At 60.7% G+C, this 24,632-nt stretch carries 23 protein-coding genes; 15 read left to right on the plus strand and 8 right to left on the minus strand.

The annotated features are described in order from the left end of the window. The first annotated feature begins 75 nt into the window (after window positions 1-75). The 7 genes from FIV38_RS17445 (at window position 76) to FIV38_RS17475 (ending at window position 6,396) form a co-directional block, all read left to right on the plus strand. The gene (locus FIV38_RS17445; protein ID WP_029294483.1) at window positions 76-1,008 is read left to right on the plus strand and encodes a chemotaxis protein CheV; all 933 of its coding nucleotides are present in this window, start codon (window positions 76-78) and stop codon (window positions 1,006-1,008) included. Between the two features lie 43 nt (window positions 1,009-1,051). Beyond that, the gene (gene cheR, locus FIV38_RS17450; protein ID WP_029294484.1) at window positions 1,052-1,879 is read left to right on the plus strand and encodes a protein-glutamate O-methyltransferase CheR; all 828 of its coding nucleotides are present in this window, start codon (window positions 1,052-1,054) and stop codon (window positions 1,877-1,879) included. A 342-nt stretch (window positions 1,880-2,221) separates the two neighbouring features. Continuing rightward, window positions 2,222-2,629, plus strand: coding sequence for a flagellar basal body rod protein FlgB (flgB, locus tag FIV38_RS17455; protein WP_057439685.1), 408 nt, complete (start codon window positions 2,222-2,224; stop codon window positions 2,627-2,629). Between the two features lie 3 nt (window positions 2,630-2,632). Next, a complete protein-coding gene (flgC, locus tag FIV38_RS17460) occupies window positions 2,633-3,076 on the plus strand; it encodes a flagellar basal body rod protein FlgC (RefSeq protein WP_029294486.1) in 444 nt (147 codons plus the stop codon). A 16-nt stretch (window positions 3,077-3,092) separates the two neighbouring features. Next, complete coding sequence (gene flgD / locus FIV38_RS17465) at window positions 3,093-3,824, plus strand: flagellar hook assembly protein FlgD (RefSeq protein WP_029294490.1); 732 nt, start codon at window positions 3,093-3,095, stop codon at window positions 3,822-3,824. Window positions 3,825-3,855: 31 nt separating this feature from the next. After that, window positions 3,856-5,175 (plus strand): flagellar hook protein FlgE, encoded by a 1,320-nt coding sequence (gene flgE, locus FIV38_RS17470; RefSeq protein WP_092237630.1) that lies wholly within the window; start codon window positions 3,856-3,858, stop codon window positions 5,173-5,175. 216 nt (window positions 5,176-5,391) lie between these two features. Then, window positions 5,392-6,396, plus strand: a complete 1,005-nt coding sequence (locus FIV38_RS17475) for a hypothetical protein (protein WP_235861096.1) — start codon at window positions 5,392-5,394, stop codon at window positions 6,394-6,396. A gap of 102 nt (window positions 6,397-6,498) precedes the next feature. Here FIV38_RS17475 and FIV38_RS17480 read toward each other — a convergent pair whose 3' ends face one another. Further along, window positions 6,499-9,390 carry a ribonucleoside-diphosphate reductase subunit alpha gene (locus tag FIV38_RS17480; RefSeq protein ID WP_029300728.1) on the minus strand — a complete coding sequence of 964 codons (2,892 nt, stop codon included), beginning with the start codon at window positions 9,388-9,390 and terminating at the stop codon, window positions 6,499-6,501. An 847-nt stretch (window positions 9,391-10,237) separates the two neighbouring features. Between FIV38_RS17480 and FIV38_RS17485 the strand changes: the two genes are divergently transcribed. After that, window positions 10,238-10,963: a response regulator gene (locus FIV38_RS17485; RefSeq protein WP_029300726.1), complete on the plus strand. Its 726-nt coding sequence runs from the start codon at window positions 10,238-10,240 to the stop codon at window positions 10,961-10,963. After that, entirely contained in the window at window positions 10,960-12,570 is a 1,611-nt protein-coding gene (locus FIV38_RS17490; protein ID WP_029300724.1) for an ATP-binding protein, read from the plus strand. The genes FIV38_RS17485 and FIV38_RS17490 overlap by 4 nt, the downstream gene beginning before the upstream one ends. 86 nt (window positions 12,571-12,656) lie before the next feature. Here FIV38_RS17490 and FIV38_RS17495 read toward each other — a convergent pair whose 3' ends face one another. Beyond that, window positions 12,657-13,373: a 4'-phosphopantetheinyl transferase family protein gene (locus tag FIV38_RS17495; protein ID WP_092237625.1), complete on the minus strand. Its 717-nt coding sequence runs from the start codon at window positions 13,371-13,373 to the stop codon at window positions 12,657-12,659. Window positions 13,374-13,521: 148 nt separating this feature from the next. On the opposite strand from FIV38_RS17495, the gene FIV38_RS17500 reads away from it, so the two are divergent. Both FIV38_RS17500 and FIV38_RS17505 read left to right on the plus strand, forming a co-directional pair. Continuing rightward, on the plus strand, window positions 13,522-14,199 hold the full coding sequence (locus tag FIV38_RS17500) for a response regulator transcription factor (RefSeq protein WP_029300720.1): 678 nt from the start codon (window positions 13,522-13,524) through the stop codon (window positions 14,197-14,199). Further along, window positions 14,196-15,542, plus strand: coding sequence for an ATP-binding protein (locus tag FIV38_RS17505; RefSeq protein ID WP_070994657.1), 1,347 nt, complete (start codon window positions 14,196-14,198; stop codon window positions 15,540-15,542). Before FIV38_RS17500 ends, FIV38_RS17505 begins: the two co-directional genes overlap by 4 nt. A 304-nt stretch (window positions 15,543-15,846) precedes the next feature. On the opposite strand, the gene FIV38_RS17510 is transcribed toward FIV38_RS17505, so the two are convergent. Further along, window positions 15,847-16,845, minus strand: a complete 999-nt coding sequence (locus tag FIV38_RS17510; protein WP_029300716.1) for an AraC family transcriptional regulator — start codon at window positions 16,843-16,845, stop codon at window positions 15,847-15,849. Window positions 16,846-17,179: 334 nt separating this feature from the next. Here FIV38_RS17510 and FIV38_RS17515 point away from each other — a divergent pair, with 334 nt between their 5' ends. Continuing rightward, entirely contained in the window at window positions 17,180-18,511 is a 1,332-nt protein-coding gene (locus FIV38_RS17515) for a dicarboxylate/amino acid:cation symporter (protein WP_092237622.1), read from the plus strand. A 150-nt stretch (window positions 18,512-18,661) separates the two neighbouring features. Then, a complete protein-coding gene (locus tag FIV38_RS17520) occupies window positions 18,662-19,843 on the plus strand; it encodes a CaiB/BaiF CoA transferase family protein (protein ID WP_092237619.1) in 1,182 nt (393 codons plus the stop codon). A 115-nt stretch (window positions 19,844-19,958) separates the two neighbouring features. Here FIV38_RS17520 and FIV38_RS17525 read toward each other — a convergent pair whose 3' ends face one another. Further along, window positions 19,959-20,453, minus strand: a complete 495-nt coding sequence (locus FIV38_RS17525) for a SprT family zinc-dependent metalloprotease (protein ID WP_092238427.1) — start codon at window positions 20,451-20,453, stop codon at window positions 19,959-19,961. 129 nt (window positions 20,454-20,582) lie between these two features. After that, window positions 20,583-21,185 (minus strand): Yip1 family protein, encoded by a 603-nt coding sequence (locus FIV38_RS17530; RefSeq protein WP_029299750.1) that lies wholly within the window; start codon window positions 21,183-21,185, stop codon window positions 20,583-20,585. 365 nt (window positions 21,186-21,550) lie between these two features. Here FIV38_RS17530 and ttcA point away from each other — a divergent pair, with 365 nt between their 5' ends. After that, a complete protein-coding gene (ttcA, locus tag FIV38_RS17535; RefSeq protein ID WP_029299748.1) occupies window positions 21,551-22,375 on the plus strand; it encodes a tRNA 2-thiocytidine(32) synthetase TtcA in 825 nt (274 codons plus the stop codon). Window positions 22,376-22,442: 67 nt separating this feature from the next. Continuing rightward, window positions 22,443-23,114: a DNA-3-methyladenine glycosylase I gene (locus tag FIV38_RS17540; RefSeq protein ID WP_092237616.1), complete on the plus strand. Its 672-nt coding sequence runs from the start codon at window positions 22,443-22,445 to the stop codon at window positions 23,112-23,114. 87 nt (window positions 23,115-23,201) lie between these two features. Here FIV38_RS17540 and FIV38_RS17545 read toward each other — a convergent pair whose 3' ends face one another. The 3 genes from FIV38_RS17545 to arsC are packed head-to-tail and all read right to left on the minus strand — an operon-like array spanning window position 23,202 to window position 24,554. After that, the gene (locus FIV38_RS17545; RefSeq protein ID WP_029299744.1) at window positions 23,202-23,606 is read right to left on the minus strand and encodes a DUF2069 domain-containing protein; all 405 of its coding nucleotides are present in this window, start codon (window positions 23,604-23,606) and stop codon (window positions 23,202-23,204) included. After that, the gene (wrbA, locus tag FIV38_RS17550; RefSeq protein ID WP_029299742.1) at window positions 23,590-24,204 is read right to left on the minus strand and encodes an NAD(P)H:quinone oxidoreductase; all 615 of its coding nucleotides are present in this window, start codon (window positions 24,202-24,204) and stop codon (window positions 23,590-23,592) included. The genes FIV38_RS17545 and wrbA overlap by 17 nt, the downstream gene beginning before the upstream one ends. Continuing rightward, a complete protein-coding gene (arsC, locus tag FIV38_RS17555; protein WP_092237613.1) occupies window positions 24,201-24,554 on the minus strand; it encodes an arsenate reductase (glutaredoxin) in 354 nt (117 codons plus the stop codon). The genes wrbA and arsC overlap by 4 nt, the downstream gene beginning before the upstream one ends. Window positions 24,555-24,632 lie beyond the last annotated feature (78 nt).

Below are 24,632 nucleotides of genomic sequence, written 5' to 3' on the forward strand. Positions count from 1 at the left end.
TAAAAAGCAAAGCGCGTGCCGTTTCGTGTTGGGTGCGCGTCGTACCCGTAAGTTTTGTAGCGTAGGAGTCTGGGCATGGCGGGTGTAATGGATTCAGTGAACCAGCGCACACAGCTGGTAGGGCAGAATCGCCTGGAGTTGTTGCTGTTTCGACTCGATGGCAAGCAGCTATATGGCATCAACGTCTTCAAGGTGCGGGAGGTGCTGCAATGCCCCAAACTCACCATAATGCCCAAGTCCAACCCGGTGGTGTGTGGCGTGGCCAACATCCGTGGCTCGACGATTCCGATTCTTGACCTGGCGATGGCCACCGGTTCTGCCGGTTTGCAAGACCGCGAGAGTCCGTTTGTGATCATCACCGAGTACAACACCAAGACCCAGGGTTTCCTGGTGCGCTCGGTGGAACGTATCGTCAACATGAACTGGGAAGAGATCCATCCACCACCCAAGGGCACCGGGCGTGATCACTACCTCACGGCAGTGACGCGGGTCGATAACCAGTTGGTGGAAATCATCGACGTGGAGAAGATCCTCGCAGAGGTGGCGCCCACTTCGGAGCATATTTCGGTGGGTGTGGTGGATGAGCAGACCCAGCAGAAGGCCGTGTCCCTGCGGGTGTTGACGGTGGATGACTCCTCTGTGGCACGCAAGCAGGTGTCCCGTTGCCTGCAGACCGTTGGTGTCGAAGTAGTGGCACTCAATGACGGCCGCCAGGCCCTGGACTATCTGCGCAAGCTGGTGGACGAAGGCAAGAAGCCGGAAGAAGAATTCCTGATGATGATTTCCGACATCGAGATGCCGGAAATGGACGGCTACACCCTCACGGCCGAGATACGTAACGACCCACGCATGCAAAAATTGCATATCATCCTGCATACTTCATTGTCCGGTGTATTCAACCAGGCAATGGTCAAGAAGGTCGGTGCCGATGACTTCCTGGCCAAATTCCGTCCAGATGACCTGGCTTCCCGGGTCGTCGAACGGATCAAATCTGCAGATCACGGCTAGGGGCTTTCTCCCTGGCGGTCACACGAGTTAAGAGGCGGTTTCATTGTCTACGGGTAATTTGGATTTCGAACAGTTCCGGGTATTCCTGGAAAAAGCCTGTGGCATATTGCTCGGTGAAAACAAGCAATACCTGGTATCAAGCCGTCTCAACAAATTGATGGAACAGCAGGGCATCAAGTCCCTGGGCGAGTTGGTGCAGCGCATCCAGGGTCAACCGCGCAGCGGGTTGAAGGAGATGGTGGTCGATGCCATGACCACCAACGAAACCCTGTGGTTTCGTGATACCTACCCCTTCGAGGTGCTCAAGAACAAGGTATTGCCCGAGGCCATCAAGGCCAGCCCCGGCCAGCGCTTGCGCATCTGGTCGGCGGCGTGTTCGTCGGGGCAGGAACCCTATTCGCTGTCGATGTCCATCGATGAGTTCGAGCGGACCAACATGGGCCAGTTGAAAGCGGGTGTGCAAATTGTTGCCACTGATTTGTCCGGCACCATGCTGACCAACTGCAAGACCGGCGAATACGACAGCCTCGCCCTGGGTCGCGGCCTGTCCCAGGAGCGCCTGCAGCGTTACTTCGACCCCAAGGGCGCCGGGCGCTGGGCGGTCAAGGCGCCGATCAAGAGCCGTGTGGAGTTCCGCTCGTTCAACCTGCTGGACAGCTACGCCAGCCTCGGCAAATTCGACATCGTGTTTTGCCGCAACGTATTGATCTACTTCTCGGCTGAAGTGAAGAAGGACATCCTGCTGCGCATCCACGGCACCCTCAAGCGCGGTGGCTATCTGTTCCTCGGCGCGTCCGAAGCGTTGAACGGCTTGCCGGATCACTACCAGATGGTGCAGTGCAGCCCCGGTATTATCTACCAGGCTAAATAACACCCCACCCAACATTTGGGGTGGGGCTTGTGTGGGAGCGGGCTTGCTCGCGAAGGCGGTAGTGAAGTTGGTTGATAGCTGACTGACACACTGAAGTGCGCCCTTCGCGAGCAAGTCGAACCGTCGCACCGCCGCTCCCACATTTTTTTGTGTCAGACCTTGGAAAGCGGCAACTCCCCATTGCCGCTTTCCTGACGTTTCGCGGAAAGCGCTTGCCGCTTTTCCGCCATTGCCGGCGGCAACCTCTACCTAACCCCTTGATTTATTGGGCTTGATAAACCTGGCATGGCGCTTGCTATATCCCTGTTACGAAAAGCAGGTCAGCCCCTAAAGGTTTCCGCCATGAGCATCAGCTTCGATAAAGCGCTCGGTATCCACGAACAGGCCCTGGGCTTCCGCGCCCAGCGTGCCGAAGTCCTGGCTAACAACATCGCCAACGCCGACACCCCGAACTACAAGGCTCGGGACCTGGACTTTGCCGCCGTGCTCGCCGCACAGAGCGACAAGACCAAGAACGGCTCCTTCGCCTTGAACATGACCAATAACCGTCATATCGAAGCGCAGGGCCTGAGCAGTGGCGATGAGTCGCTGATGTATCGCACGCCGATGCAGCCGTCGATCGACCAGAACACCGTCGATGCGCAGTTGGAGCAATCGAACTACGCCGAGAACTCGGTGAACTTCCAGGCCAGCTTCACCCTGCTCAACAGCAAATTCAAAGGGCTGATGTCAGCCCTGCGCGGAGAGTAAGCCATGTCTCTATCCAGTGTTTTCAATATTGCCGGTAGTGGCATGAGCGCCCAGACCACGCGTCTGAACACGGTCGCCAGTAACATTGCCAACGCCGAGACGGTCTCGTCGAGCATCGACCAGACCTACCGCGCCCGGCATCCGGTGTTCGCCACCATGTTCCAGGCCGGTCAGAACGGCGGCAGCGATTCTTTGTTCCAGAGCCAGGATGCTGCCGGCCAGGGCGTACAGGTGTTGGGTGTGGTCGAAGACCAGAGCAACCTCGATGCGCGCTACGAACCCAATCATCCTGCCGCGAACGAAAAGGGCTACGTGTACTACCCCAACGTCAACGTGGTCGAGGAAATGGCAGACATGATTTCCGCCAGTCGTTCGTTCCAGACCAACGCGGAAATGATGAACACCGCCAAAGCCATGATGCAGAAGGTCCTGACCCTCGGTCAGTGATAAGGGGCGCTAAAGAATGTCCGTCACTAACGATGTGTCGAGTCAATCGACGATCCAGAGTCTGTTCGACTCCAAGGTCAAGGATGCCAAGTCCAGCCAGGGCAACCTGGCCGATACCGCCAAGGCGGCCTCGGGCAACCAGTCCCTGGGCAAGGATGCATTCCTGCAACTGCTGGTCACCCAGCTGAAGAACCAGAACCCGCTGTCGCCCCAGGACAACGGCGCGTTCGTGGCGCAACTGGCGCAGTTCAGCAGCCTGGAAGGCATCAACACCTTGAACGATTCGGTGAACACCATCACCGGTAACTACAAGTCGTCGCAGGCGCTGCAAGCCTCGTCGCTGGTGGGGCGTTCGGTAATTATTGAAACCAACAAGGCCATGGTCGACACCAGCAAGAGCTTTACCGGCTCGGTTGCCGTGGGTGCGTCGGTGGGCAACGTCACCGTCAAGGTCACCGACAAGGACGGCAACCTGGTCAAGACCATCGATCTGGGCGCCCAGAGCGCCGGCAAGTCGGACTTTATCTGGGACGGCAAGAACGAAGCGGGCGAGCAGCTTGATTCTGGCACCTACACCTTCGCGGCCAGCACCAAGAATGACGCCGGTGATCCGGTGGCTTTGAAAACCTCGCTGCCGGCCACGGTCACCAGCGTGACCTTGAGCCAGACCGGCGGCGAAATGCTGCTCAATCTTTCTGGCGGCATGGGCAGCATCAAGCTGTCGCAAATTCAGACTATCGGTACATAGAGCCGGCTAAATACGGCAAGAGGAGAGAAACATGTCTTTTAATATCGGCCTTAGCGGCCTCTATGCGGCCAACAAACAACTGGACGTGACCGGCAACAACATCGCCAACGTCGCGACCACCGGCTTCAAGTCGTCCCGCGCAGAGTTCGGCGACATTTATGCCGCGTCCCGCCTGGGCACAGGCAATAAAACCATCGGTACCGGCGTGAACCTGGCGGCGGTTTCCCAGCAATTCACCCAGGGTGAAGTCAACGGCAGCGGTGGCGTGTTGGACATGGGCATCCAGGGCGGCGGCTTCTTCGTACAGAAGGGCAGCGACGGTTCGCTGGAGTACACCCGTAATGGCTCGTTCCAGGCCAACAAAGACGGTTACATCACCAACAACACCGGCACCTCGCGCTTGCAGGGTTATGCAGCCGATGAAGATGGCAAAATCTCCAAGAGCGGCCTGACCGACCTGCGGATCAACCTGTCCAACTTGCCGCCCAAAGCGTCGACCAAGGTTGACTCCAGCAGCAACCTGAACTCCTCCAAGCCGGTGATCGACCAGACGACCAGCCCGTTTGACCCGACGGTAGCGAGCTCGTTTACCGAGCAGTACGGCACCACGCTGTATGACACTCAAGGCAATGCCCATGAGATGGTGCAGTACATGGTGAAAACCGGCTCCAATACCTGGAAGTCCTACACCCTGATCGATGGGCGTAACCCTGACGGTACGCCGGTCAAGGGAACGGGCGCGGTTGCCCCGGTGGCCTCCACGGTGACATTCGATACATCAGGCACCCTGAAGGGGATCGTCACCCCGCCGAGCACTGTATCCAACACCACCCTGACCATCAGCAACTGGAAGCCGGGCGTCATGGACAACGGCGTGTGGAACCCTGACAACGGGGCGGCGGCCAACCCGGGCGGTATCGCGATCAACATGTCCGATATCACTCAGTACAACTCGGCCAGCTACCGCAACCCGCCGATCACAGATGGCTACGCCACCGGCGAAATCACCGGGCTGAAAATCGACGGCAGCGGTGTACTGTTCGCCACCTTCAGCAACCAGCAGAGCAAGGCCATTGGCCAGATCTCCCTGGCCAGCTTCAACAACGAGCAAGGCTTGCAGCCGGCAGGTGGCACCACCTGGAAAGAAACCTTCGCTTCGGGCCAGCCTGGCTACGATGCACCAGAAGCCGGGACCCTGGGTTCGATCGTGGCCAACTCCCTGGAGAACTCCAACGTCAACCTGACCAACGAGCTGGTGGACCTGATCAAGGCCCAGAGCAACTACCAGGCGAACGCCAAGACCATCTCCACCCAGAGCACCATCATGCAGACCATCATTCAGATGACCTGATGGGTTAGCGCTGCACAAGAAGCCCCTCGTGAGAGGGGCTTTTTTGTGGGCGTAGGAAAAGCACCGGTGCCGCATTGGGTTACGCACTGAAATGCTTGGGAAAGGAACGCTTCAATCGGCCCGCACCACTGATCGGGGCAAGAGCCCAGGGGGCTCATCGATCAATGGGGGCTGAAAATGTGGAACTCCGGGGTGTCCGCGCCAGGTAATGGGCGCATGGCTTTGGTGCCGACTGTTACGCGTCGGGAGCCTGCTCCCATCGAACCCGTCAGTGACGTGTCGGCGGTCAAGACGTTGTTCAACCAGTTGTTCGAGGCCGAGCAAACCTCCAAGACCCAGACGGCTCAGGACTTGCGCGACAAGTTGAATGAACTGCGCCAGAAGTTGGGTGATGAGAAATTCAAGGAAGCGCTTAACAAGCTGATCCAGGAAGCGGATGACAAGTTTCTACAGTTTCTCAAGCGGATGCTGGACGAGTGGTTTCCCAGCGACGATGTGGCCCCTCCGTCGCCCAAAGGTGGCGGTGGCGGTGGAGGTGGGGGTGGAGGTCGCGGCGGCAATGTGAATCCCGCTAATTTCGGCCCTACCGAGAGCATGAGCAACAAGCCGATCACCAACGGTGCGCAGCATTTCAACTACAAACCTGATAAGAGCAACCCCGGTAAGAAGCCGGACAATATCTGGAGTGGCTTCAGCCAGGGGCCCAGCAGCAATTGTGTAACGGTTTCTGCCATAAAGGCCGCAATGATGCATTTCGGCCAGAAACCCACGGACATTTTCAGGGATGTGAAGGAGACGAGTACGGGCTATGACGTGACCATGCGCGACGGCTTCAAGCTGTCCTTGTCCAGGGACGAGTTGCGTCAGGCGGCTACCCACGCGCGTTTCCAGGGGGATGACCCGGCGATGATGACCGATGCCAACTTCCTGTTTGCCGCCAGTGCCAAGCGTGCACAGATGGAAAACAATGATGGCGTTGCCGGACGCAGTTTCATGGCGGCGATGAACAGCCTCAACGATGGTGAGGCTGCGCGTGAAGGCCTGGACCGCCTGGGCCTGAAAGGGCATTACAGACCGGCCACGGACGCTGACTTGCGAAACAGCAAGGCGGGGACGGTGGAATACAAAGGTCATTCAATGGCGGTGATCAATGGCCGTATTGAGTTGTGGGGCGCGCGAGGCGGGCGGCCAGAGTCGGGTATCGCCACCGTATTGTTCTAGGTTGCGCTGCAGCTTTTGCCAGGCAAAAGAAAACCCCCGATACACCATAGGTCTATCGGGGGCTTTTCATCCTTGGGGGGTTAAACCCAAGGTGCTGTCAGCTTACTGGCAGGCTTCGCAATCCGGCTCGTCGATCGCGCAGGCTTTAGGCACTGGCGCTGGGCCGGCCGGCGCTGCGAGAACCGAATCATCACCGTGGTTACCGCTGGATACAGCGTTCAGCTTGCCGGTGTTGATGGTCGACTTCTCGGTGCTGGTCGCGGCCAGGGCACGGAGGTAGTAAGTGGTTTTCAGGCCACGGTACCAAGCCATGCGGTAGGTCACGTCAAGCTTCTTGCCCGATGCGCCGGCGATGTACAGGTTCAGGGACTGTGCCTGGTCGATCCACTTCTGACGACGGCTGGCGGCGTCAACGATCCACTTGGTGTCCACTTCGAAGGCGGTCGCGTAGAGCTCTTTGAGTTCTTGCGGGATGCGCTCGATCTGCTGTACCGAACCGTCGTAGTACTTAAGGTCGTTGATCATCACCGAGTCCCACAGGCCGCGGGCTTTCAGGTCGCGGACCAGGTACGGGTTGATCACGGTGAATTCGCCCGACAGGTTCGATTTCACATACAGGTTCTGGTAGGTCGGTTCGATCGACTGCGACACGCCAGTGATGTTGGCGATGGTCGCGGTCGGTGCGATGGCCATGATGTTGGAGTTACGAATGCCTTTCTGCACACGGGCACGTACCGGCGCCCAGTCCAGGGATTCGTTGAGGTCAACATCGATGTACTTCTGGCCACGGGCTTCGATCAGGATCTGTTGCGAGTCCAGCGGCAGGATGCCCTTGGACCACAGCGAACCCTGGAACGTCTCGTAGGCGCCGCGCTCGTCGGCCAGGTCGCAGGAAGCCTGGATCGCGTAGTAGCTGACCGCTTCCATGGACTTGTCGGCGAACTCGACCGCAGCATCCGAACCGTAGGGAATGTGCTGCAGGTACAAAGCGTCCTGGAAGCCCATGATACCCAGGCCGACCGGACGGTGCTTGAAGTTGGAGTTCTGCGCCTGTGGCACCGAGTAGTAGTTGATGTCGATAACGTTATCGAGCATGCGAACGGCGGTGTTGACGGTACGTTCCAGCTTGGCTGTGTCCAGCTTGCCGTTGACGATGTGGTTCGGCAGGTTGATCGAGCCCAGGTTGCAAACGGCGATCTCGTCCTTGTTGGTGTTCAAGGTGATCTCGGTGCACAGGTTCGAGCTGTGGACCACGCCCACGTGCTGCTGCGGGCTGCGCAGGTTGCACGGGTCCTTGAAGGTCAGCCATGGGTGGCCGGTTTCAAACAGCATGGACAGCATTTTGCGCCACAGGTCTTTGGCCTGGATGGTCTTGAACAGCTTGATCTTGCCTGGGTACTGGGACAGGGCTTCGTAGTACTCGTAGCGCTCTTCGAAGGCCTTGCCGGTCAGGTCGTGCAGGTCTGGCACTTCCGATGGCGAGAACAGGGTCCACGGGCCGTCATCGAAGACGCGCTTCATGAACAGGTCAGGGATCCAGTTGGCGGTGTTCATGTCGTGGGTACGACGACGGTCATCACCGGTGTTCTTGCGCAGCTCGATGAACTCTTCAATGTCCATGTGCCAGGTTTCCAGGTACGCACACACAGCGCCTTTGCGCTTGCCACCCTGGTTGACCGCGACAGCGGTGTCGTTCACCACCTTGAGGAACGGCACGACGCCCTGGGACTTGCCGTTGGTGCCCTTGATGTACGAACCCAGTGCACGGACCGGCGTCCAGTCGTTGCCCAGGCCGCCAGCGAATTTGGACAGCATGGCGTTGTCGTGGATCGCGTGGTAGATGCCCGACAGATCATCCGGCACGGTGGTCAGGTAGCAGCTCGACAGCTGTGGACGCAGGGTGCCGGCGTTGAACAGGGTCGGAGTCGACGACATGTAGTCGAAGGACGACAGCAGGTTGTAGAACTCGATGGCACGGTCTTCTTTGTGCTTCTCTTCGATCGCCAGGCCCATGGCCACACGCATGAAGAACACCTGCGGCAGTTCGAAACGGATCCCGTCCTTGTGGATGAAGTAACGGTCGTACAGGGTCTGCAGGCCCAGGTAAGTGAACTGCTGGTCACGCTCGTGGTTGATCGCCTTGCCGAGTTTTTCCAGGTCGAAGGTGGCCAGGATCGGGTTCAGCAATTCGAATTCGATACCCTTGGCGATGTAAGCAGGCAGGGCCTTGGCGTACAGGTCGGCCATTTCGTGGTGGGTGGCGCTATCGGCCACGCCCAGGAACCCCAGGCCTTCGGCACGCAGGGTGTCCATCAGCAGGCGCGCGGTCACGAACGAGTAGTTCGGCTCACGCTCAACCAGGGTACGGGCGGTCATCACCAGGGCGGTGTTGACGTCGGTCAGGGCCACGCCGTCGTACAGGTTCTTCAGGGTTTCACGCTGGATCAGGTCGCCGTCGACTTCTTCCAGGCCTTCGCAGGCTTCGGTGATGATGGTGTTCAGGCGGCCCAGGTCCAGCGGCGCGAACGAACCATCAGCCAAGGTGATGCGGATCGACGGGTGGGCTTGCACGGCTTCGGCGGACGGCGCGTGTACGGCACGTTCCTTGGCGCGCGAGTCGCGGTAGATCACGTAGTCCCGGGCCACTTTCTGCTCGCCGGCGCGCATCAGGGCCAGTTCGACCTGGTCCTGGATTTCTTCGATGTGGATGGTGCCGCCCGACGGCATGCGACGCTTGAAGGTCGCGGTGACTTGTTCGGTCAAGCGGGCAACGGTGTCGTGGATACGCGACGAAGCGGCAGCGGTGCCGCCTTCAACTGCAAGAAACGCTTTGGTGATGGCGACGGTGATTTTGTCATCGGTGTAAGGAACGACAGTGCCGTTACGCTTGATCACGCGCAATTGGCCGGGCGCGGTGGCGGACAGATCCATATTCGAATCAGCGCCCTGCGGCACGGAGCCTTGCGGGTTCTCGCGAGTTGTGTCGGTTTGCATGGGGGGTTGTCTCCACATTCTATATTTATTTGGGCACCATCACGGTGCCCACCGTTCCGTCCTGAAGCACTTACAACAGGCCTTGGCCTGGCATAACAACCTCGGGACAGGAGGAAGGGAGCTGTTCGCGCCGCTTCCATGCCGAAGTCTTCGGTTCCAAGCCCTGGGCTCTTTACCGTATTCCTGTGTGGGTGTCGTTTGTATTGCAACACCCGTACCGTTTTCTCCCGTTGGGGCTTGAAAACAGCAGCCATCCGCGTGCGCGGTTTGGGCTTTCGAAAAAGGTTTAAGTTCCACCAAACAGGAGCAAGAAAGCTCTTGAGTTTCTTGTCTGATTTGTGTTTGGTCTTGTCGCTTGAAACCCTACATGTAGGGTTTTTTTTGCGACGAGGTACAAGATAATGCGTTTTGGGGGGCTTAGCAACGCACTACCTGTGGATAACGCTGTGGGTAAAATGTGTATGAAAGGTGGAACCGCCGTGTAGGCCGCAGTACTGCTGCATCGCACCGTTTGTCACCGAATATTCCAAGCTGAAAACACCCGGTTGGATTTTTGCGGGCGCGAACCCTATCACAAAAAATCGCGATCACCGAATGCATTTCCTGGCTTGTGTTGCAGGGTCAGGCCATGGCTACAATCGGCCTTTATTCCTACACTGTTATGCCCTTTATGCATGACAAATTTGGTACGGCTGGCGAAGATCAAAATGTGGGAGCGGGCTTGCCCGCGATAACGGTGGATCAGCAGTAGGTATGTTGCCTGACACACTGCTATCGCGGGCAAGCCCGCTCCTACATTTGAACCTGCGCAGTCCTGACAAATCCCTTATAAAAACGAGGACCACCCGTGGAGCAAGAAGCCTGGCAGGTACTGATTGTCGAGGACGACCAGCGGCTGGCTGAGTTGACCCGTGACTACCTGGAAAGCAACGGCCTGCGGGTCTCCATCGAGGGCGACGGAGCCCTGGCGGTGGCGCGGATCATTGCCGAGCAGCCGGACCTGGTAATCCTCGACCTGATGCTGCCCGGCGAAGACGGCCTGAGCATTTGCCGCAAGGTGCGCGAGCGCTACGACGGGGTGATCCTGATGCTCACCGCGCGTACCGACGACATGGACCAGGTTCTGGGCCTGGACATGGGGGCCGATGACTATGTGTGCAAGCCGGTGCGCCCGCGCCTGCTGCTGGCGCGGATCCAGGCACTGTTGCGGCGCAGCGAAAGCGCCGAGCCTGCCGCCCCGGAAAAACAGCGGCGCCTGCAATTCGGCCCCCTGGTGGTCGACAACGCCTTGCGCGAAGCCTGGCTGCACGATGGCGGCATCGAACTGACCAGCGCCGAATTCGATCTGTTGTGGCTCTTGGTGGCCAATGCCGGGCGCATCCTGTCCCGGGAAGAGATCTTCACCGCCTTGCGCGGTATCGGCTACGACGGCCAGGACCGCTCCATTGACGTACGCATCTCGCGGATCCGCCCGAAAATCGGCGACGACCCCATCCACCCGCGCCTGATCAAGACCATTCGCAGCAAAGGTTACCTGTTCGTCCCCGAAGCCGCCGCCGATATGCTGTCGTGAACTCGATCTTCCTGCGTATCTATGGCGGCATGTGCGCGGCGCTGATCCTCGTGGCCCTGCTTGGCGTATTGGCGCTGCACCTGCTCAATGAGGTGCGCAGCGGCCAGTACCGCGAGCGGCTGGCCCACGGCACCTTTGCCCTGATGGGCGACAACCTGCAGCCGATGAGCAGCATCGAGCGCCAGCGCGCCCTGGCGGTGTGGGAGCGATTGCTGGGGATTCCCTTGCAATTGCAGACGGTGGCGGATGCCCGCCTGGACCTGAGCCAGCGCAATCGCCTGCAGCGCGGCCAGGTCCTGGTGGAGCAGACCGGGCCCCATGCGGCCCGGGTGTTGCGCCTGGTCAGTGAGAAGGAGCAACTGCTGCTCACCGGCGAAGTGCAGCAGATCAGCGAGCAGTTGGCCCGGGCCACTATTTATTTGCTGGCCGACGAACTGGTGCGTTTTCCAGTTGCCGAGCAGCCGCAACGGTTGGCCGACCTGAAAGACGCCAAGGGCTTCGGCTTTGAAATGCACCTGCTCAAGCTCGACGAAGCGGACATGGACGAGGACCAGCGGCGTCGCGTGGCCGAAGGCGACACGGTGATGGCCCTGGGCAAGGGCGGCGACTCGATCCGTGTGTTTGCCGGCATGGTCGGCACGCCGTGGGTCCTGGAAATCGGCCCGCTGTACCAGATGAATCCTTACCCGGCGCAATGGCTGGTGCTGATTGCATTGATTGGTCTGACCCTGATCGGCTTGATCGTGTATTTGCTGGTACGCCAACTGGAGCGCCGCCTACGCGGGCTCGAAGCGGCCGCCACGCGCATCGCCAAGGGCAACCTGGAAGCGCGGGTGCCGGCGCGCGGTGCCGACTCGGTAGGGCGCCTGGCGGCGGCCTTCAACGGCATGGCCGAGCACTTGCAGCGCCTGTTGGCGATTCAGCGTGAATTGGTGCGCGCGGTGTCCCATGAGTTACGCACCCCGGTGGCCCGCCTGCGTTTTGGCCTGGAGATGATCGGCGACGCCGCGACGCCCGAAGCCCGGCGCAAATACATGGAAGGCATGGACAGTGATATCCAGGACCTCGACGGCCTGGTGGATGAAATGCTCACCTATGCGCGCCTGGAGCAGGGTTCGCCGGCCCTGAGTTTCCAGCGGGTCGACCTCAGTGCCTTGCTCGACCAGGTGATCGGCGAGCTGGCACCCTTGCGGCCAGGGATCGAGGTGGCGCGGGGCGTGTGTCTGTCATCGGCGCACCTGGATGCGGCCTGGGTCGACGCCGAGCCGCGCTACCTGCACCGCGCCCTGCAAAACCTGGTGAGCAATGCCATGCGCCATGCGCAGTCGCGGGTGCTGATCAGTTACCAGGTGGGGCAGGTGCGTTGCCGTATCGACGTCGAAGACGATGGCCCAGGCGTGCCGGAAAGCGCCTGGGAGCGGATATTTACCCCATTCCTGCGACTGGACGACAGCCGTACACGCGCCTCGGGTGGGCATGGCCTGGGTTTGTCGATTGTGCGGCGGATTATCTACTGGCACGGCGGCCGGGCATTGATCAGCAAGAGCAACAACCTGGGCGGGGCGTGTTTCAGCCTGAGCTGGCCGCGGGATCAGGACAAGACTTGAGAGCGTCATCGCAAGCAAGCCAGCTTGCATTCCAAAGGATGTACTCGGTCAACTGTGGGAGCTGGCTTGCCTGCGATAGCGCTATATCAGGCACCGATGGCCACGAGGCTCAACAACTGCCCGTCATCCACCGCAAACTGCCCCTCCAGCTCCTTGCCATAACACCACTCACTGGACAAATCTGTCAGCAATCGCAAGCGCAAAAATCCTGAATCGGACCACTCCACCACCTCGGCATGCTCAAAGTAGAAACGCTTCTGCACAATCGGGTAGAGCGCCTTGAACAGGCTTTCCTTGGCCGAAAACGTCAGGGTCACCAGCTGCGCAACCTGCTCCCTTGGTCCTGTGGCCATGCGCTGCATTTCATCCGGGGTAAGGATTTCCCCGGCCAGGCGCTCGGCCCGCTCAAGGGGCAATAGGTTTTCCAGGTCCATGCCCAGCCCGCGCCACTGGGCCTTGTGGGCGACGATGGCGGCGGCATGCCCGGTGCTATGGGTGATCGAGCCGCTGATATGCGAGGGCCACACCGGGGCGCGGTCCTCACCGATGGCGGGGATAAAGTCCAGGCCTTCTAGCTGTTGCAAGGCGCTGCGGGCGCACAGCCGGCCCGCCAGAAACTCCGCCTGCCGCTTGGCCACCGAGCGTTGGATACTGGCCGGCGGCGGCACGGCGCAGCGCTGGAAGTCGCCGGGTTCGAGCAATTTGGGCTCGAAACGGGTGCTCAGGAACACCGTGCCGGGCAAGGTGGCGGGCAGCGGCCAATGGTCATCAAGTGGGGTGCAGCAGGCGGGTATCGGGTTCATGCCGGCTATTCTGCACGGGGCGGGACCTGCCTGGGTAGCCCGCCGGTTCAGACTGTGTTCAGTTCAACCGCCGTAAACTGCGCAAGCATACCTTCAGGGCCGCTATGATGGTTCCCTGCGGGACGGTGGATTGGCCTTGGAGAGTGTTATGAAATTGCTGGTTGTCGAAGATGAGGCGTTGTTGCGCCATCACCTGCTGACCCGTCTTGGCGACAGCGGCCACGTGGTCGAAGCCGTGGCTAACGCCGAAGAAGCGCTGTACCAGACCGGGCAATTCAATCATGACCTGGCGATCATCGACCTGGGCCTGCCGGGCATGGGCGGCCTGGACCTGATCCGCCAACTGCGGGCCCAGGCCAAGACCTTCCCGATCCTGATCCTCACCGCGCGCGGCAACTGGCAGGACAAGGTCGAAGGCCTGGCCGCCGGGGCCGATGACTATGTGGTCAAGCCGTTCCAGTTCGAAGAGCTGGAGGCGCGGATGAACGCCCTGTTGCGCCGCTCCAGCGGTTTTACCCAATCGACCATCGTCGCCGGCCCCTTGCTGCTGGACCTCAACCGCAAGCAGGCGTCCCTGGACGAGCAGCCCCTGGCGCTGACGGCCTATGAGTACCGGATCCTCGAATACCTGATGCGTCATCACCAGCAAGTGGTGGCCAAGGATCGGTTGATGGAACAACTCTATCCCGATGATGACGAGCGTGATCCGAACGTGATCGAAGTGCTGGTCGGCCGCCTGCGTCGCAAGCTCGAAGGCCCGGCCGGGTTCAAGCCCATCGACACCGTGCGTGGCCTGGGCTACATGTTTAACGAGCGCTGCCGTTGATTCGTTCGCTGCGTGTGCGCCTGATGCTGGCGGCCACCACCTTGGCCGTATTGTTCATGCTCGGGCTGTTACCGGCGATGCAGGGCGCGTTCAGCCTGGCGTTGCAGGATTCCATCGAGCAGCGCCTGGCGTCCGATGTGACCACCCTGATCTCTGCCGCGCGGGTCGATAACAACCGCTTGCTGATGCCGGCGCAGTTGCCGGACGAGCGCTTCAACCTGACCGATAGCCGCCTGCTGGGCTATATCTACGACCGTGAAGGCCATCTGGTCTGGCGTTCGCGGGCGACCAGGGAAGAAAACATCAACTACCGGCCGCGCTACGACGGGCGCGGCAACGAGTTTGCGAAGATCCGCGAAGCCAACGGCCAGGAATTCTTCGTCTATGACGTCGAGGTCAAGCTGCTGGGGGGCAAGAGCGCGGCGTTCAGTATTGTCGCCCTGCAACCGGTGCGCGAATACCAAGTGACCCTTGAAGGCCTGCGGGAGAACCTCTACCTGGGGTTTGGCGCCGCCTTGCTGGTGCTGCTGAGCCTGCTGTGGATCGGCCTGACCTGGGGCTTGCAGGCCTTGCGCCGGCTGAGCCAGGAGCTGGATGAAATCGAAGGCGGCACCCGGGAAAGTCTCAGCGAGCAACACCCGCGGGAGCTGCTGCGCCTGACCGGTTCCCTCAACCGCTTGCTCCATAGCGAGCGCGAGCAGCGCACCCGTTACCGCGACTCCCTGGACGACCTGGCCCACAGCCTGAAAACCCCGCTGGCGGTGTTGCAGGGGGTGAGTGAAGACATGGCCCAGCGCCCCCAGGACCTTGAACAGGCGCGGGTCCTGCAGTCGCAGATCGAACGCATGAGCCAGCAGATCAGCTATCAATTGCAGCGCGCCAGCCTGCGTAAAAGCGGCCTGGTGCGCCACCAGGTGCGCCTGCGCCCGGTGCTGCAAAGCCTGTGCGACACCCTCGACAAGGTCTACCGCGACAAGCGCGTGCGCGTGTCTTTCGCGCTACCAGAGCAGTGCGACGTGCCCATCGAGCAAGGCGCCTTGCTGGAGTTGCTCGGCAACCTGCTGGAAAACGCCTACCGCCTGTGCCTGAGTGAGGTGCGCGTGACCCTGGATGAAAGTGCCGATGGCGTGCGCTTGTGCATCGAAGACGACGGCCCCGGTGTGCCTCCCGACCAACGTGCGCGGATCCTGCAGCGCGGTGAGCGGTTGGACCGCCAGCATCCGGGGCAGGGGATCGGGTTGGCGGTGGTCAAGGACATTATTGAAAGCTACGGCGCACGGTTGACCCTGGGGGATTCGCCTCTAGGGGGCGCGGCGTTCAGGATTCATTTTCCGGCTGTTTGATCTTTATTGGATTGACCGGCCGCATCGCAGCATCGGTATCTACACAACTTTGCCGCAACGCCTAAATCCAGGCAGATAGCGCAGTTGTGGCGAGCGGGCTTGTCCCGCGCTGGGCTGCGAAGCAGCCCCAATAAGCCGAATGCGTTGTACCAGATACACCGCAGCGGCTGGTTTTGGGGCTGCTTCGCAGCCCAGCGCGGGGCAAGCCCGCTCGCCACGGGGGGCGTCAGTTTCTGAAAGTCGTGTAGATACCTATGCGCATCGCTGGCTTGCCTGCGATGGCGCCCGTCCAAACAATACATCCTCAACTTTCCTGCGCCCGATAAGCCCCCGGTGTCACCCCCGTCCACTTCTTGAACGCCCGGTGAAACGCCGACGGCTCGGAAAACCCCAACTGCTCGGCAATCTCCTGCAACGACAGATCCGCCCGCCCCAGATGAAAAATCGCAATATCCCGCCGCAGCTCATCCTTGAGTGCCTGGAAGCTGGTGCCTTCCTCACGCAAATGCCGGCGCAGGGTCTGTGGGCTGATGTGCAGGTGTTGCGCCACGGCTTCCAGGTCGGGCCAGGGTGTGCGGTCGCGGCTTAACAGACGCCGCAACTGGCTGCTCAGGCTGTCGCCTTCGTCCGGTCGCGACAGCAGGTCCGCGGGGGAGCGTTCGAGGAAATGCTTGAGGGTGCGCTCGTCCTGCAGCAGCGGCAGGCTCAGGTAGCGGCTATGGAACACCAGGCTGCTGCGGGCTGCGCTGAACACCAGGGGGCAAGGGAACAGCAGGTCGTACTCACTGGCATGGGCCGGCGCCGGGTAGCTGAACGTCGCTTGCTCCAGGCGGATACGCTGGCCAATCAACCAACTGCCGAGGCGATGCCAGATCACCAGCAGGGACTCGCTCAGGAAGTGATCCGGGTCCCACAGTTGCGAGTCATCCAGGCTCAGGCAGGCCATATCGCCTTCGCGGCTCAGGCGCCAGCGCGGCCCCTGGGGGAACAGGCTATAGAACAACAGGCCGCGCTCCAGCGCCTTCTCCAGGGTGCGGCAGTGAATCAGCGCGTGGCACATCATGGCGAAGGTCCCACGCTTGCTCGGCCCATCGGCGAAACCCAGGTACTCGTCATCCAGGGCCAGCCACAGCCTCTGCAACAGCTGCGTGAACTGCTCCGGCGCGATGCGTGCGCGGGGCTCTGCCAGCAATTGCGGGGTAATGCCCAGTTGCTGCAGCAGCGTCGAGCAGTCGTACCCGGCCCGGTGCGCACCGCCCAAGGCCGCGCGGGCGTAATGACTGGCGATGGTGCGTTCGCGCATGCAGGGGCCTCGTCCATTGAGTGGCCGATGGTAGCCATCATGTCTGGGCTGGACAAGGCGGATATCCGCCAAATTGTAGGACGAGATTAGGCGGGTGGGCGGATATCCGCCACCTGCGCGCCCCCCTGAAACAGCCATGAATTTCCGTCAGCCCCCATGAGCCAAGGGTTACAGGGTTTTTCAGGAAAGTGGCACGCAGTTTGCGATAAGGAGTACAGACCTGCCAGCCAGCAGATCGCCAAAACAAATCCCTCCAGTGCAGGAGGGTTCGCAATTCAAGTGTCGTGGGCAATGGCGGATATTTGCCCCACGGGACTCTTGAGGAAACTTTGCAATGACGACTCGTCAGCCGTTCTACAAAACCCTGTACTTCCAGGTAATCGTTGCCATCGTTATCGGTATCCTGCTCGGTCACTTCTACCCGCAGACCGGTGTGGCCCTCAAGCCACTGGGTGACGGCTTTATCAAGCTGATCAAAATGGTCATCGCCCCGATCATCTTCTGTACCGTTGTCAGCGGCATCGCCGGCATGCAGAGCATGAAGTCGGTGGGCAAGACCGGCGGCTACGCGCTGCTGTACTTCGAAATCGTCTCCACCATCGCCCTGTTGATCGGCCTGATCGTGGTCAACGTGGTACAGCCAGGTGCTGGCATGCACATCGACGTCGCTACCCTGGACGCTTCGAAAGTGGCTGCTTATGTCACCGCCGGTAAAGACCAGAGCATCGTCGGCTTTATCCTCAACGTGATCCCGAACACCATCGTCGGCGCCTTCGCCAACGGCGATATCCTGCAAGTGCTGATGTTCTCGGTGATCTTCGGTTTCGCCCTGCACCGCCTGGGTGCCTATGGCAAGCCGGTGCTGGACTTCATCGATCGCTTCGCCCACGTGATGTTCAACATCATCAACATGATCATGAAGCTCGCGCCAATCGGTGCCCTGGGCGCAATGGCGTTCACCATCGGTGCCTACGGTGTTGGCTCGCTGGTGCAACTGGGCCAGTTGATGATCTGCTTCTACATCACCTGCATCCTGTTCGTGCTGGTAGTACTGGGTGGCATCTGCCGCGCCCACGGCTTCAGCGTCCTGAAACTGGTGCGCTACATCCGTGAAGAACTGCTGATCGTACTGGGTACTTCCTCCTCTGAATCCGCACTGCCGCGCATGCTGATCAAGATGGAACGCCTGGGCGCGAAGAAGTCGGTGGTTGGTCTGGTTATCCCGACTGGCTACTCCTTCAACCTCGACGGTACTTCGATCTACCTGACCATGGCTGCCGTGTTCATCGCCCAGGCGACTGACACCCACATGGACATCACCCACCAGATCACCCTGTTGCTGGTGCTGTTGCTGTCCTCCAAAGGCGCTGCAGGCGTGACCGGCAGTGGTTTCATCGTACTGGCCGCAACCTTGTCGGCTGTTGGCCACCTGCCGGTTGCCGGCCTGGCGCTGATCCTCGGTATCGACCGCTTCATGTCCGAAGCCCGCGCTCTGACCAACCTGGTGGGTAACGCCGTAGCAACCATCGTCGTTGCCAAGTGGGTCAAGGAACTGGACACCGACAAGCTGCAAAGCGAGCTGGCTTCCGGCGGTACCGGTATCTCCGAAACCCGCGAACTGGATGACCTGGGCGTAGCCGAAGGCCCGGCGCCAGCGATCAAGTAAACGCTGACGCACACTAAAAAACCCATCTTCGGATGGGTTTTTTTATGGGCGCACGAGCACAACGGTCACTGTCGATGATGGTTACGGTAATTGCCGCTAGCGCCCAAGGCTGACTACTCTGTGCCCCATCGAACTGGAATCGGAGCTCCCATGTCAGGCCCCTTGGCGTCCCTCAAAGTGCTGGATTTCTCGACCTTGTTGCCGGGGCCTTTTGCCTCGTTGCTGTTGGCGGACATGGGCGCCGAGGTACTGCGCATCGAATCCCCGACGCGCATGGACCTGTTGCGCGTGTTGCCGCCCCACGACCGTGGCGTTTCGGCCAGCCATGCCTACCTCAACCGCAACAAGCGCAGCCTGGCCCTGGACCTCAAGCAGCCCGAGGCGCTGGAGATCGTGCGGCAACTGGTGGCCGACTACGACATCGTGCTGGAGCAGTTCCGCCCCGGGGTCATGGAGCGCCTGGGCTTGGGTTATGAAGCGCTGAAGGCGATCAACCCGAAGCTGATCTATGTGTCCATCACCGGCTACGGCCAGACGGGCCCCTACAAGGATCGCGCCGGGCATGACATCAATTACCTGGCACTGTCTGGCGTCGCCAGCTACACCGGGCGTGAGGACAGCGGCCCGCTGCCCCTCGGCGTGCAATTGGCCGATGTGGGCGGTGGCTCGTTGCACGCCGTGGTTGGCCTGCTCGCGGCGGTGATTGCCCGGCAGCACAGCGGGGTGGGCCAGTACCTGGATGTGAGCATGACCGACTGCGCCTTCAGCCTCAACGCCATGGCCGGCGCGGCCTACCTGGCCTGTGGCGTGGAGCCCGGGCGCGAAGACCAGGTGCTCAATGGCGGCAGCTTCTACGATTACTACCGCTCGCGGGACGGGCGCTGGCTGTCGGTGGGCAGCCTGGAACCAGGGTTTATGCAGCAACTGTGTGGCGCGCTGGGGCGCCCGGAACTGGCGGCCCTGGGGTTGTCGCCCAAGCCCGAGCAGCAGAAGGCACTCAAGCAGGCATTGCAGGTCGAGTTTGAGCGGCACAGTTTTGAGGAGCTGTGTGCGTTGTTCGCTGGGGTGGATGCCTGCGTGGAACCGGTCCTCAGTTTGGGCGAAGCCCTTGAACACCCGCAGTTACAGGCCCGGGAGCTGGTGAGCCAGGTGCCCCGCGGGGATGGTTCGTTCCAGGCGCAGATGGCGTGCCCGCTGAAGTTTTCCGAGGGGTTGCCGGCGCCGAGGCATATTGGGGGGGCGGTGGGGGCGCACAGTGATGAAGTGTTGGGGGAGTTGGGTTTCAGTCTTCAGCGGATTGCCGAACTGCGGGGGGCCAAGGTGGTGGGGTAGTGGCTGTTCTGGCCCCTTCGCGGGCAAGCCCGCTCCCACATTTTGATTTGTGAATACATTCAGAATGTGGGAGCGGGCTTGCCCGCGAAGGGGCCGGAACAGGCACCCCAAAACCTCACTCCACCCGCGTCTCCCCAGTAAACACCAACGTCTCCCGACAGCGCCGGCACAAATACCGCCGCCCCTGGTTCACCAACCCATGGCGCTGGGCCGAGAACGCAAAGTCACTGTCGGCACACGGGCACCGGTAGATATAACGGGTCACGCGCCGTCGCTGGATCTCATAGGTGTGGCACCGATCAGGCGGCAGTTCGTAGACCCCGCGCATGATCAGTTGCCATTCCTCGCCATGGGGCTGGATGCGCTCGCCGAACAATTGGTGGGCGATCAGGTGCGCCACTTCGTGGGCCACCGTCTGTTTGAGGAAGTGTTGGCTGTTTTCTCGATACAACTGGGGGTTGAAGCGCAGCAGGTTCTCGTGCAAATGCGCGACACCGGCTTTATGCCCACGCAGCTTGAGGCTGACCTGGGGGCGTTTGAAACTTCGTTTGAAAAAGGATTCGGCTTGCAGGAAACAATCTTCGACGCGGGTATTGAGTTGCTCGGGCATGCTGTACATATCTCCAGAGACGTCCAGTATGCCGCATCCAAGGGTATTTCCGAATCTGTCAGGCGCCGAATGGTCATGCATAACGCGCAAAGCCACCTTGCGGTGGCTTTTCCTGCGGTTGAAAGCGCGTCAGTTGGTGTAGATCGGCCCCACGCCCAGGCCCCAGACAATCACGGTAAAGGCCATGATCGCCACCAGTACCACCAGGCCTACCGCCAGCACCGAGCTGGAAAACAGGAAGCCTTCGTCCGGGTCGATGCTCATGAAGGTCGGCAACCCCACGTACAGCAGGTAGACGGTGTAGCAAATCGCCGCCGTGCCCACGACCATGCCCAGCCACATATGTGGATACAACGCCGCCAGCCCGCCGATAAATAGCGGCGTGGCGGTGTAGGTGGCGAACGCGACGCAGCGCGCCATGCTTGGATTGGCGTCATAGGTGCGCGCCATCCAGTGAATGAAGGCGCCCATCACCGCGACGCCGCCGAGCATCGCCAGGTACGACATAATGGTCATCCACAACGCACTGTCCTGGGTCAGCATGACCGGAGAGCGATTGCCGATGACCCAGCCAACCTGGGTGGTGCCGATAAAAGCCGATATGGCGGGGATCGCCGCGAGAATCAGCGTGTGAGTGAGGTACATGTGGCCGATGCTTTCTTCTTTATCGCCACGAATTTCCCGCCATTCCTGGTCGGGATGGGTGAAAAGCCCCACGACGTGATGGATCATGCCAGTCACTCCTGTCGTTATTACCATCGCCCCCCAAGCGGAGCGCCCGCCGGCCAAGTGGCCTGAAAGGTCTGGATATATGTGCGACCTCAAGTCGCAGTATAGGAAGTGATGACCGGAAAAAGTGTGTGGCTTTAGAGCAAATTGCACTGTAAACACTGGGCTTAATCGCGCCTGGGTCTGTGACGTGGAATGCAGTCCCCTGTGGGAGCGGGCTTGCCCGCGATAGCGGTAGGTCAGGCAGCGGATTTATTGATCGATCCACCGCCATCGGGAGCAAGCCCCCTCCCACATTGGAACTCGGTGCTCCATACCGCTAAAATACCCGGCTTTTCGTCACACACCTTTTCGCGGATCCAAGCGCCATGGGCACCCTTACCGTCAATCAGAACAAACTGCAAAAACGCCTGCGGCGCCTGGCCGGTGAGGCTGTCGCTGACTTCAACATGATCGAGGAGGGCGACAAGGTCATGGTCTGCCTGTCTGGCGGCAAAGACAGCTACACCATGCTGGACGTGCTGATGCACCTGCAGAAGGTCGCGCCGATCAAGTTCGACATCGTTGCCGTGAACATGGACCAGAAACAGCCCGGGTTCCCCGAGGATGTGCTGCCGGCCTACCTCAAGACTCTCGGCATCGAATACCACATCGTCGAGAAAGACACCTATTCGGTGGTCAAGGAACTGATCCCGGAAGGCAAGACCACCTGCTCGCTGTGCTCGCGCCTGCGTCGTGGCACCCTGTACACCTTTGCCGATGAAATCGGCGCGACCAAGATGGCCTTGGGTCATCATCGTGATGACATCGTCGAAACCTTCTTCCTCAATATGTTCTTCAACGGCTCCCTCAAGGCCATGCCGCCCAAGCTGCGCGCCGATGACGGGCGCAACGTGGTGATCCGCCCGCTGGCGTATTGCAACGAGAAGGACATCCAGGCCTACTCCGACTTCAAGCAATTCCCGATCATCCCCTGCAACCTCTGCGGCTCCCAGGAGAACCTGCAGCGCCAGGTGGTCAAGGACATGCTCCAGGAGTGGGAGCGCAAGACGCCGGGGCGCACCGAAAGCATCTTCCGCAGCCTGCAGAATGTGATTCCGTCGCAGTTGGCCGACCGCAACCTGTTCGACTTCACCAGCCTGCGCATCGATGAAACCGCCGCTTCGCGCTTCGTCAACATTGTGAACCTCTGAGCCTTTTCCAGGCTCTGACAGACGGCGCTCATGGGCGCCGTTTTCATTTCAACCCGTAGGAGAGGGCATGCGCGACTACAAATGGCTGCACGAATACTGTCTGAACCGCTTTGGTTCGGCGGCCGAGCTGGAAGCCCACCTGCCGGTGCCCAAGACGCCAGCGCAATTGCGCCAGATCAGCGATGACCGCTACCTGTCGACCCTGTCGCTGCGGGTATTCCGCGCCGGGCTCAAGCACAGTGTGGTAGACGCCAAGTGGCCGGCGTTCGAGCAGGTGTTCTTTGGTTTTGATCCAGAAAAAGTCGTGTTGATGGGCGCCGAGCACCTTGAGCGCCTGATGCAGGACACGCGGATCATCCGCCACCTGGGCAAACTCAAGAGCGTGCCGCGCAATGCGCAGATGATCCTCGACGTCGCACACGAAAAGGGCAGCTTCGGCGCGCTGATCGCCGATTGGCCAGTGACCGATATCGTTGGGCTGTGGAAATACCTGAGCAAACACGGCCACCAGTTGGGCGGGTTGTCCGCGCCGCGCTTCTTGCGCATGGTAGGCAAGGACACTTTTGTGCCGAGCTATGACGTGGTCGCGGCGCTCAATGCGCAGAAGATTGTCGACAAGGCCCCCACCAGCCTGCGGGACCTGGCGACGGTGCAGGCGGCGTTCAACCAGTGGCACGCCGAGAGCGGGCGGCCGATGTGCCAGTTGTCGATGATGCTGGCCTATACCGTCAACCATTGACCTGTAGGCTCGCGAAAAACCTGAGGGCGCCGCGTGCATTCTGAATGCCCGCGTCATCGTTAACGTTTTCCGCGAGCAAGCTCGCTCCTACATGGCCAACCGCCGATTGAGCTGGAACCGCCAACGCACATACAGCAGCGCCGTGCAGAACACTGCCACGCTCGCCAGCATCTCCAGCACGCCAAACCACTGGCGGTTGGGGTCATAGGCCGCCAGGGCGCCCTTGATGAAATACAGGTTCACCACAAAACACATCCACGAATGCCCGCGCGCACTGCCCATGAGCATGCCTGGCGCGAGGATCAGCAGCGGCACCAGTTCGATCAGCAGGATCACCCAGGGCCGGGCGCCATGCAGGTCGGCGACCAGCAGGTAGTAAACGCAGAGCAGGCCTACCAGGCCAAAAAACGCCAGCAGGCTCAAGGCCCGAGCCACCTTGACCCGGGGTTCGAGCCAGGCCTGGGGCGGCAGGACTTTAGGCTTCTTGGCCACGGCCACTCTCCAGTTTCGCTGCCGTCTTCGCCAGGCGCAGGCCGAGGGCGCGGCACAGGGCGATTTCATGGGGGTCCAGGGCACGCTTGCCGTCAGCGCCGGAATGGTGGCTGGCGCCGTAGGGCGTACCGCCGCCCTGGGTGTCGAGCAACGCCTGTTCGCTGTAGGGCAGGCCGGTGATCAGCATGCCGTGGTGCAGCAGTGGCAGCAGCATCGACATCAAGGTGGTTTCCTGGCCGCCGTGCAGACTGGCGGTCGAGGTGAAGACCCCGGCCGGCTTGCCGACCAGTGCGCCGGTCAGCCACAGGTTGCTGGTGCCGTCGAGAAAGTACTTCAACGGCGCGGCCATGTTGCCAAAGCGCGTCGGGCTGCCCAGGGCCAGGCCCGCGCAGTTCTTCAGGTCGTCGAGGCTGGCGTACAACGCACCTTCGGCCGGGATGCTCGGCGCTACGGCCTCACACTCGCTGGAGATTGCCGGCACCGTGCGCAGGCGCGCTTCCAGGCCGCCTTGCTCGATGCCTCGGGCAATCTGCCGGGCCATTTCGCTGACCGAGCCGTTGCGGCTGTAATACAACACCAGGACGTAGGGCGCGCTCACGGCAGGATCTCCAGGATATTTTCCGGCGGGCGGCCAATCACAGCCTTGTCGGCGGTGGCCAGGATCGGCCGTTCCATCAACTTGGGGTGGGCGGCGATGGCAGCAATCAATTGCGCCTCGCTGAGGCTGGCGTCGGCCAGGTTGAGGGTCTTGTATTCGTCTTCGCCGGTGCGCAGCAGTTGCCGGGCGCTGATCCCCAGTTTGCCGAGCAGGGCTTCAAGCTGCGCGGCGTCCAGCGGGGTTTCCAGGTAACGCACGACGGTGGGCGCCAGGCCACGGGCTTGCAGCAGTTCGAGCGCACCGCGGGATTTCGAGCAGCGCGGGTTGTGATAAAGCGTCAGATCGGTCATGTGCGGGTCGCATCTTGCGTAAGGTGGCGGGTATTCTACCTGCGCTGCGGCTTGTGCTTAAACCGTAAGAGGCGATCC

This window comes from Pseudomonas proteolytica (assembly GCF_007858275.1).
GTDB classification, from domain to species: Bacteria; Pseudomonadota; Gammaproteobacteria; order Pseudomonadales; family Pseudomonadaceae; genus Aquipseudomonas; species Aquipseudomonas proteolytica.

What these genes read in the sequence shown, in the direction of transcription:
- FIV38_RS17445 (WP_029294483.1), top strand. Translation starts at nt 76, where the DNA reads ATGGCGGGTGTAATGGATTCAGTGAACCAGCGCACACAGCTGGTAGGG.
- flgB (WP_057439685.1), top strand. Translation starts at nt 2,222, where the DNA reads ATGAGCATCAGCTTCGATAAAGCGCTCGGTATCCACGAACAGGCCCTG.
- flgC (WP_029294486.1), top strand. Translation starts at nt 2,633, where the DNA reads ATGTCTCTATCCAGTGTTTTCAATATTGCCGGTAGTGGCATGAGCGCC.
- flgD (WP_029294490.1), top strand. Translation starts at nt 3,093, where the DNA reads ATGTCCGTCACTAACGATGTGTCGAGTCAATCGACGATCCAGAGTCTG.
- flgE (WP_092237630.1), top strand. Translation starts at nt 3,856, where the DNA reads ATGTCTTTTAATATCGGCCTTAGCGGCCTCTATGCGGCCAACAAACAA.
- FIV38_RS17475 (WP_235861096.1), top strand. Translation starts at nt 5,392, where the DNA reads ATGGCTTTGGTGCCGACTGTTACGCGTCGGGAGCCTGCTCCCATCGAA.
- FIV38_RS17480 (WP_029300728.1), bottom strand. Translation starts at nt 9,390, where the DNA reads ATGCAAACCGACACAACTCGCGAGAACCCGCAAGGCTCCGTGCCGCAG.
- FIV38_RS17495 (WP_092237625.1), bottom strand. Translation starts at nt 13,373, where the DNA reads ATGAACCCGATACCCGCCTGCTGCACCCCACTTGATGACCATTGGCCG.
- FIV38_RS17500 (WP_029300720.1), top strand. Translation starts at nt 13,522, where the DNA reads ATGAAATTGCTGGTTGTCGAAGATGAGGCGTTGTTGCGCCATCACCTG.
- FIV38_RS17510 (WP_029300716.1), bottom strand. Translation starts at nt 16,845, where the DNA reads ATGCGCGAACGCACCATCGCCAGTCATTACGCCCGCGCGGCCTTGGGC.
- FIV38_RS17515 (WP_092237622.1), top strand. Translation starts at nt 17,180, where the DNA reads ATGACGACTCGTCAGCCGTTCTACAAAACCCTGTACTTCCAGGTAATC.
- FIV38_RS17520 (WP_092237619.1), top strand. Translation starts at nt 18,662, where the DNA reads ATGTCAGGCCCCTTGGCGTCCCTCAAAGTGCTGGATTTCTCGACCTTG.
- FIV38_RS17525 (WP_092238427.1), bottom strand. Translation starts at nt 20,453, where the DNA reads ATGCCCGAGCAACTCAATACCCGCGTCGAAGATTGTTTCCTGCAAGCC.
- FIV38_RS17530 (WP_029299750.1), bottom strand. Translation starts at nt 21,185, where the DNA reads ATGATCCATCACGTCGTGGGGCTTTTCACCCATCCCGACCAGGAATGG.
- ttcA (WP_029299748.1), top strand. Translation starts at nt 21,551, where the DNA reads ATGGGCACCCTTACCGTCAATCAGAACAAACTGCAAAAACGCCTGCGG.
- FIV38_RS17540 (WP_092237616.1), top strand. Translation starts at nt 22,443, where the DNA reads ATGCGCGACTACAAATGGCTGCACGAATACTGTCTGAACCGCTTTGGT.
- arsC (WP_092237613.1), bottom strand. Translation starts at nt 24,554, where the DNA reads ATGACCGATCTGACGCTTTATCACAACCCGCGCTGCTCGAAATCCCGC.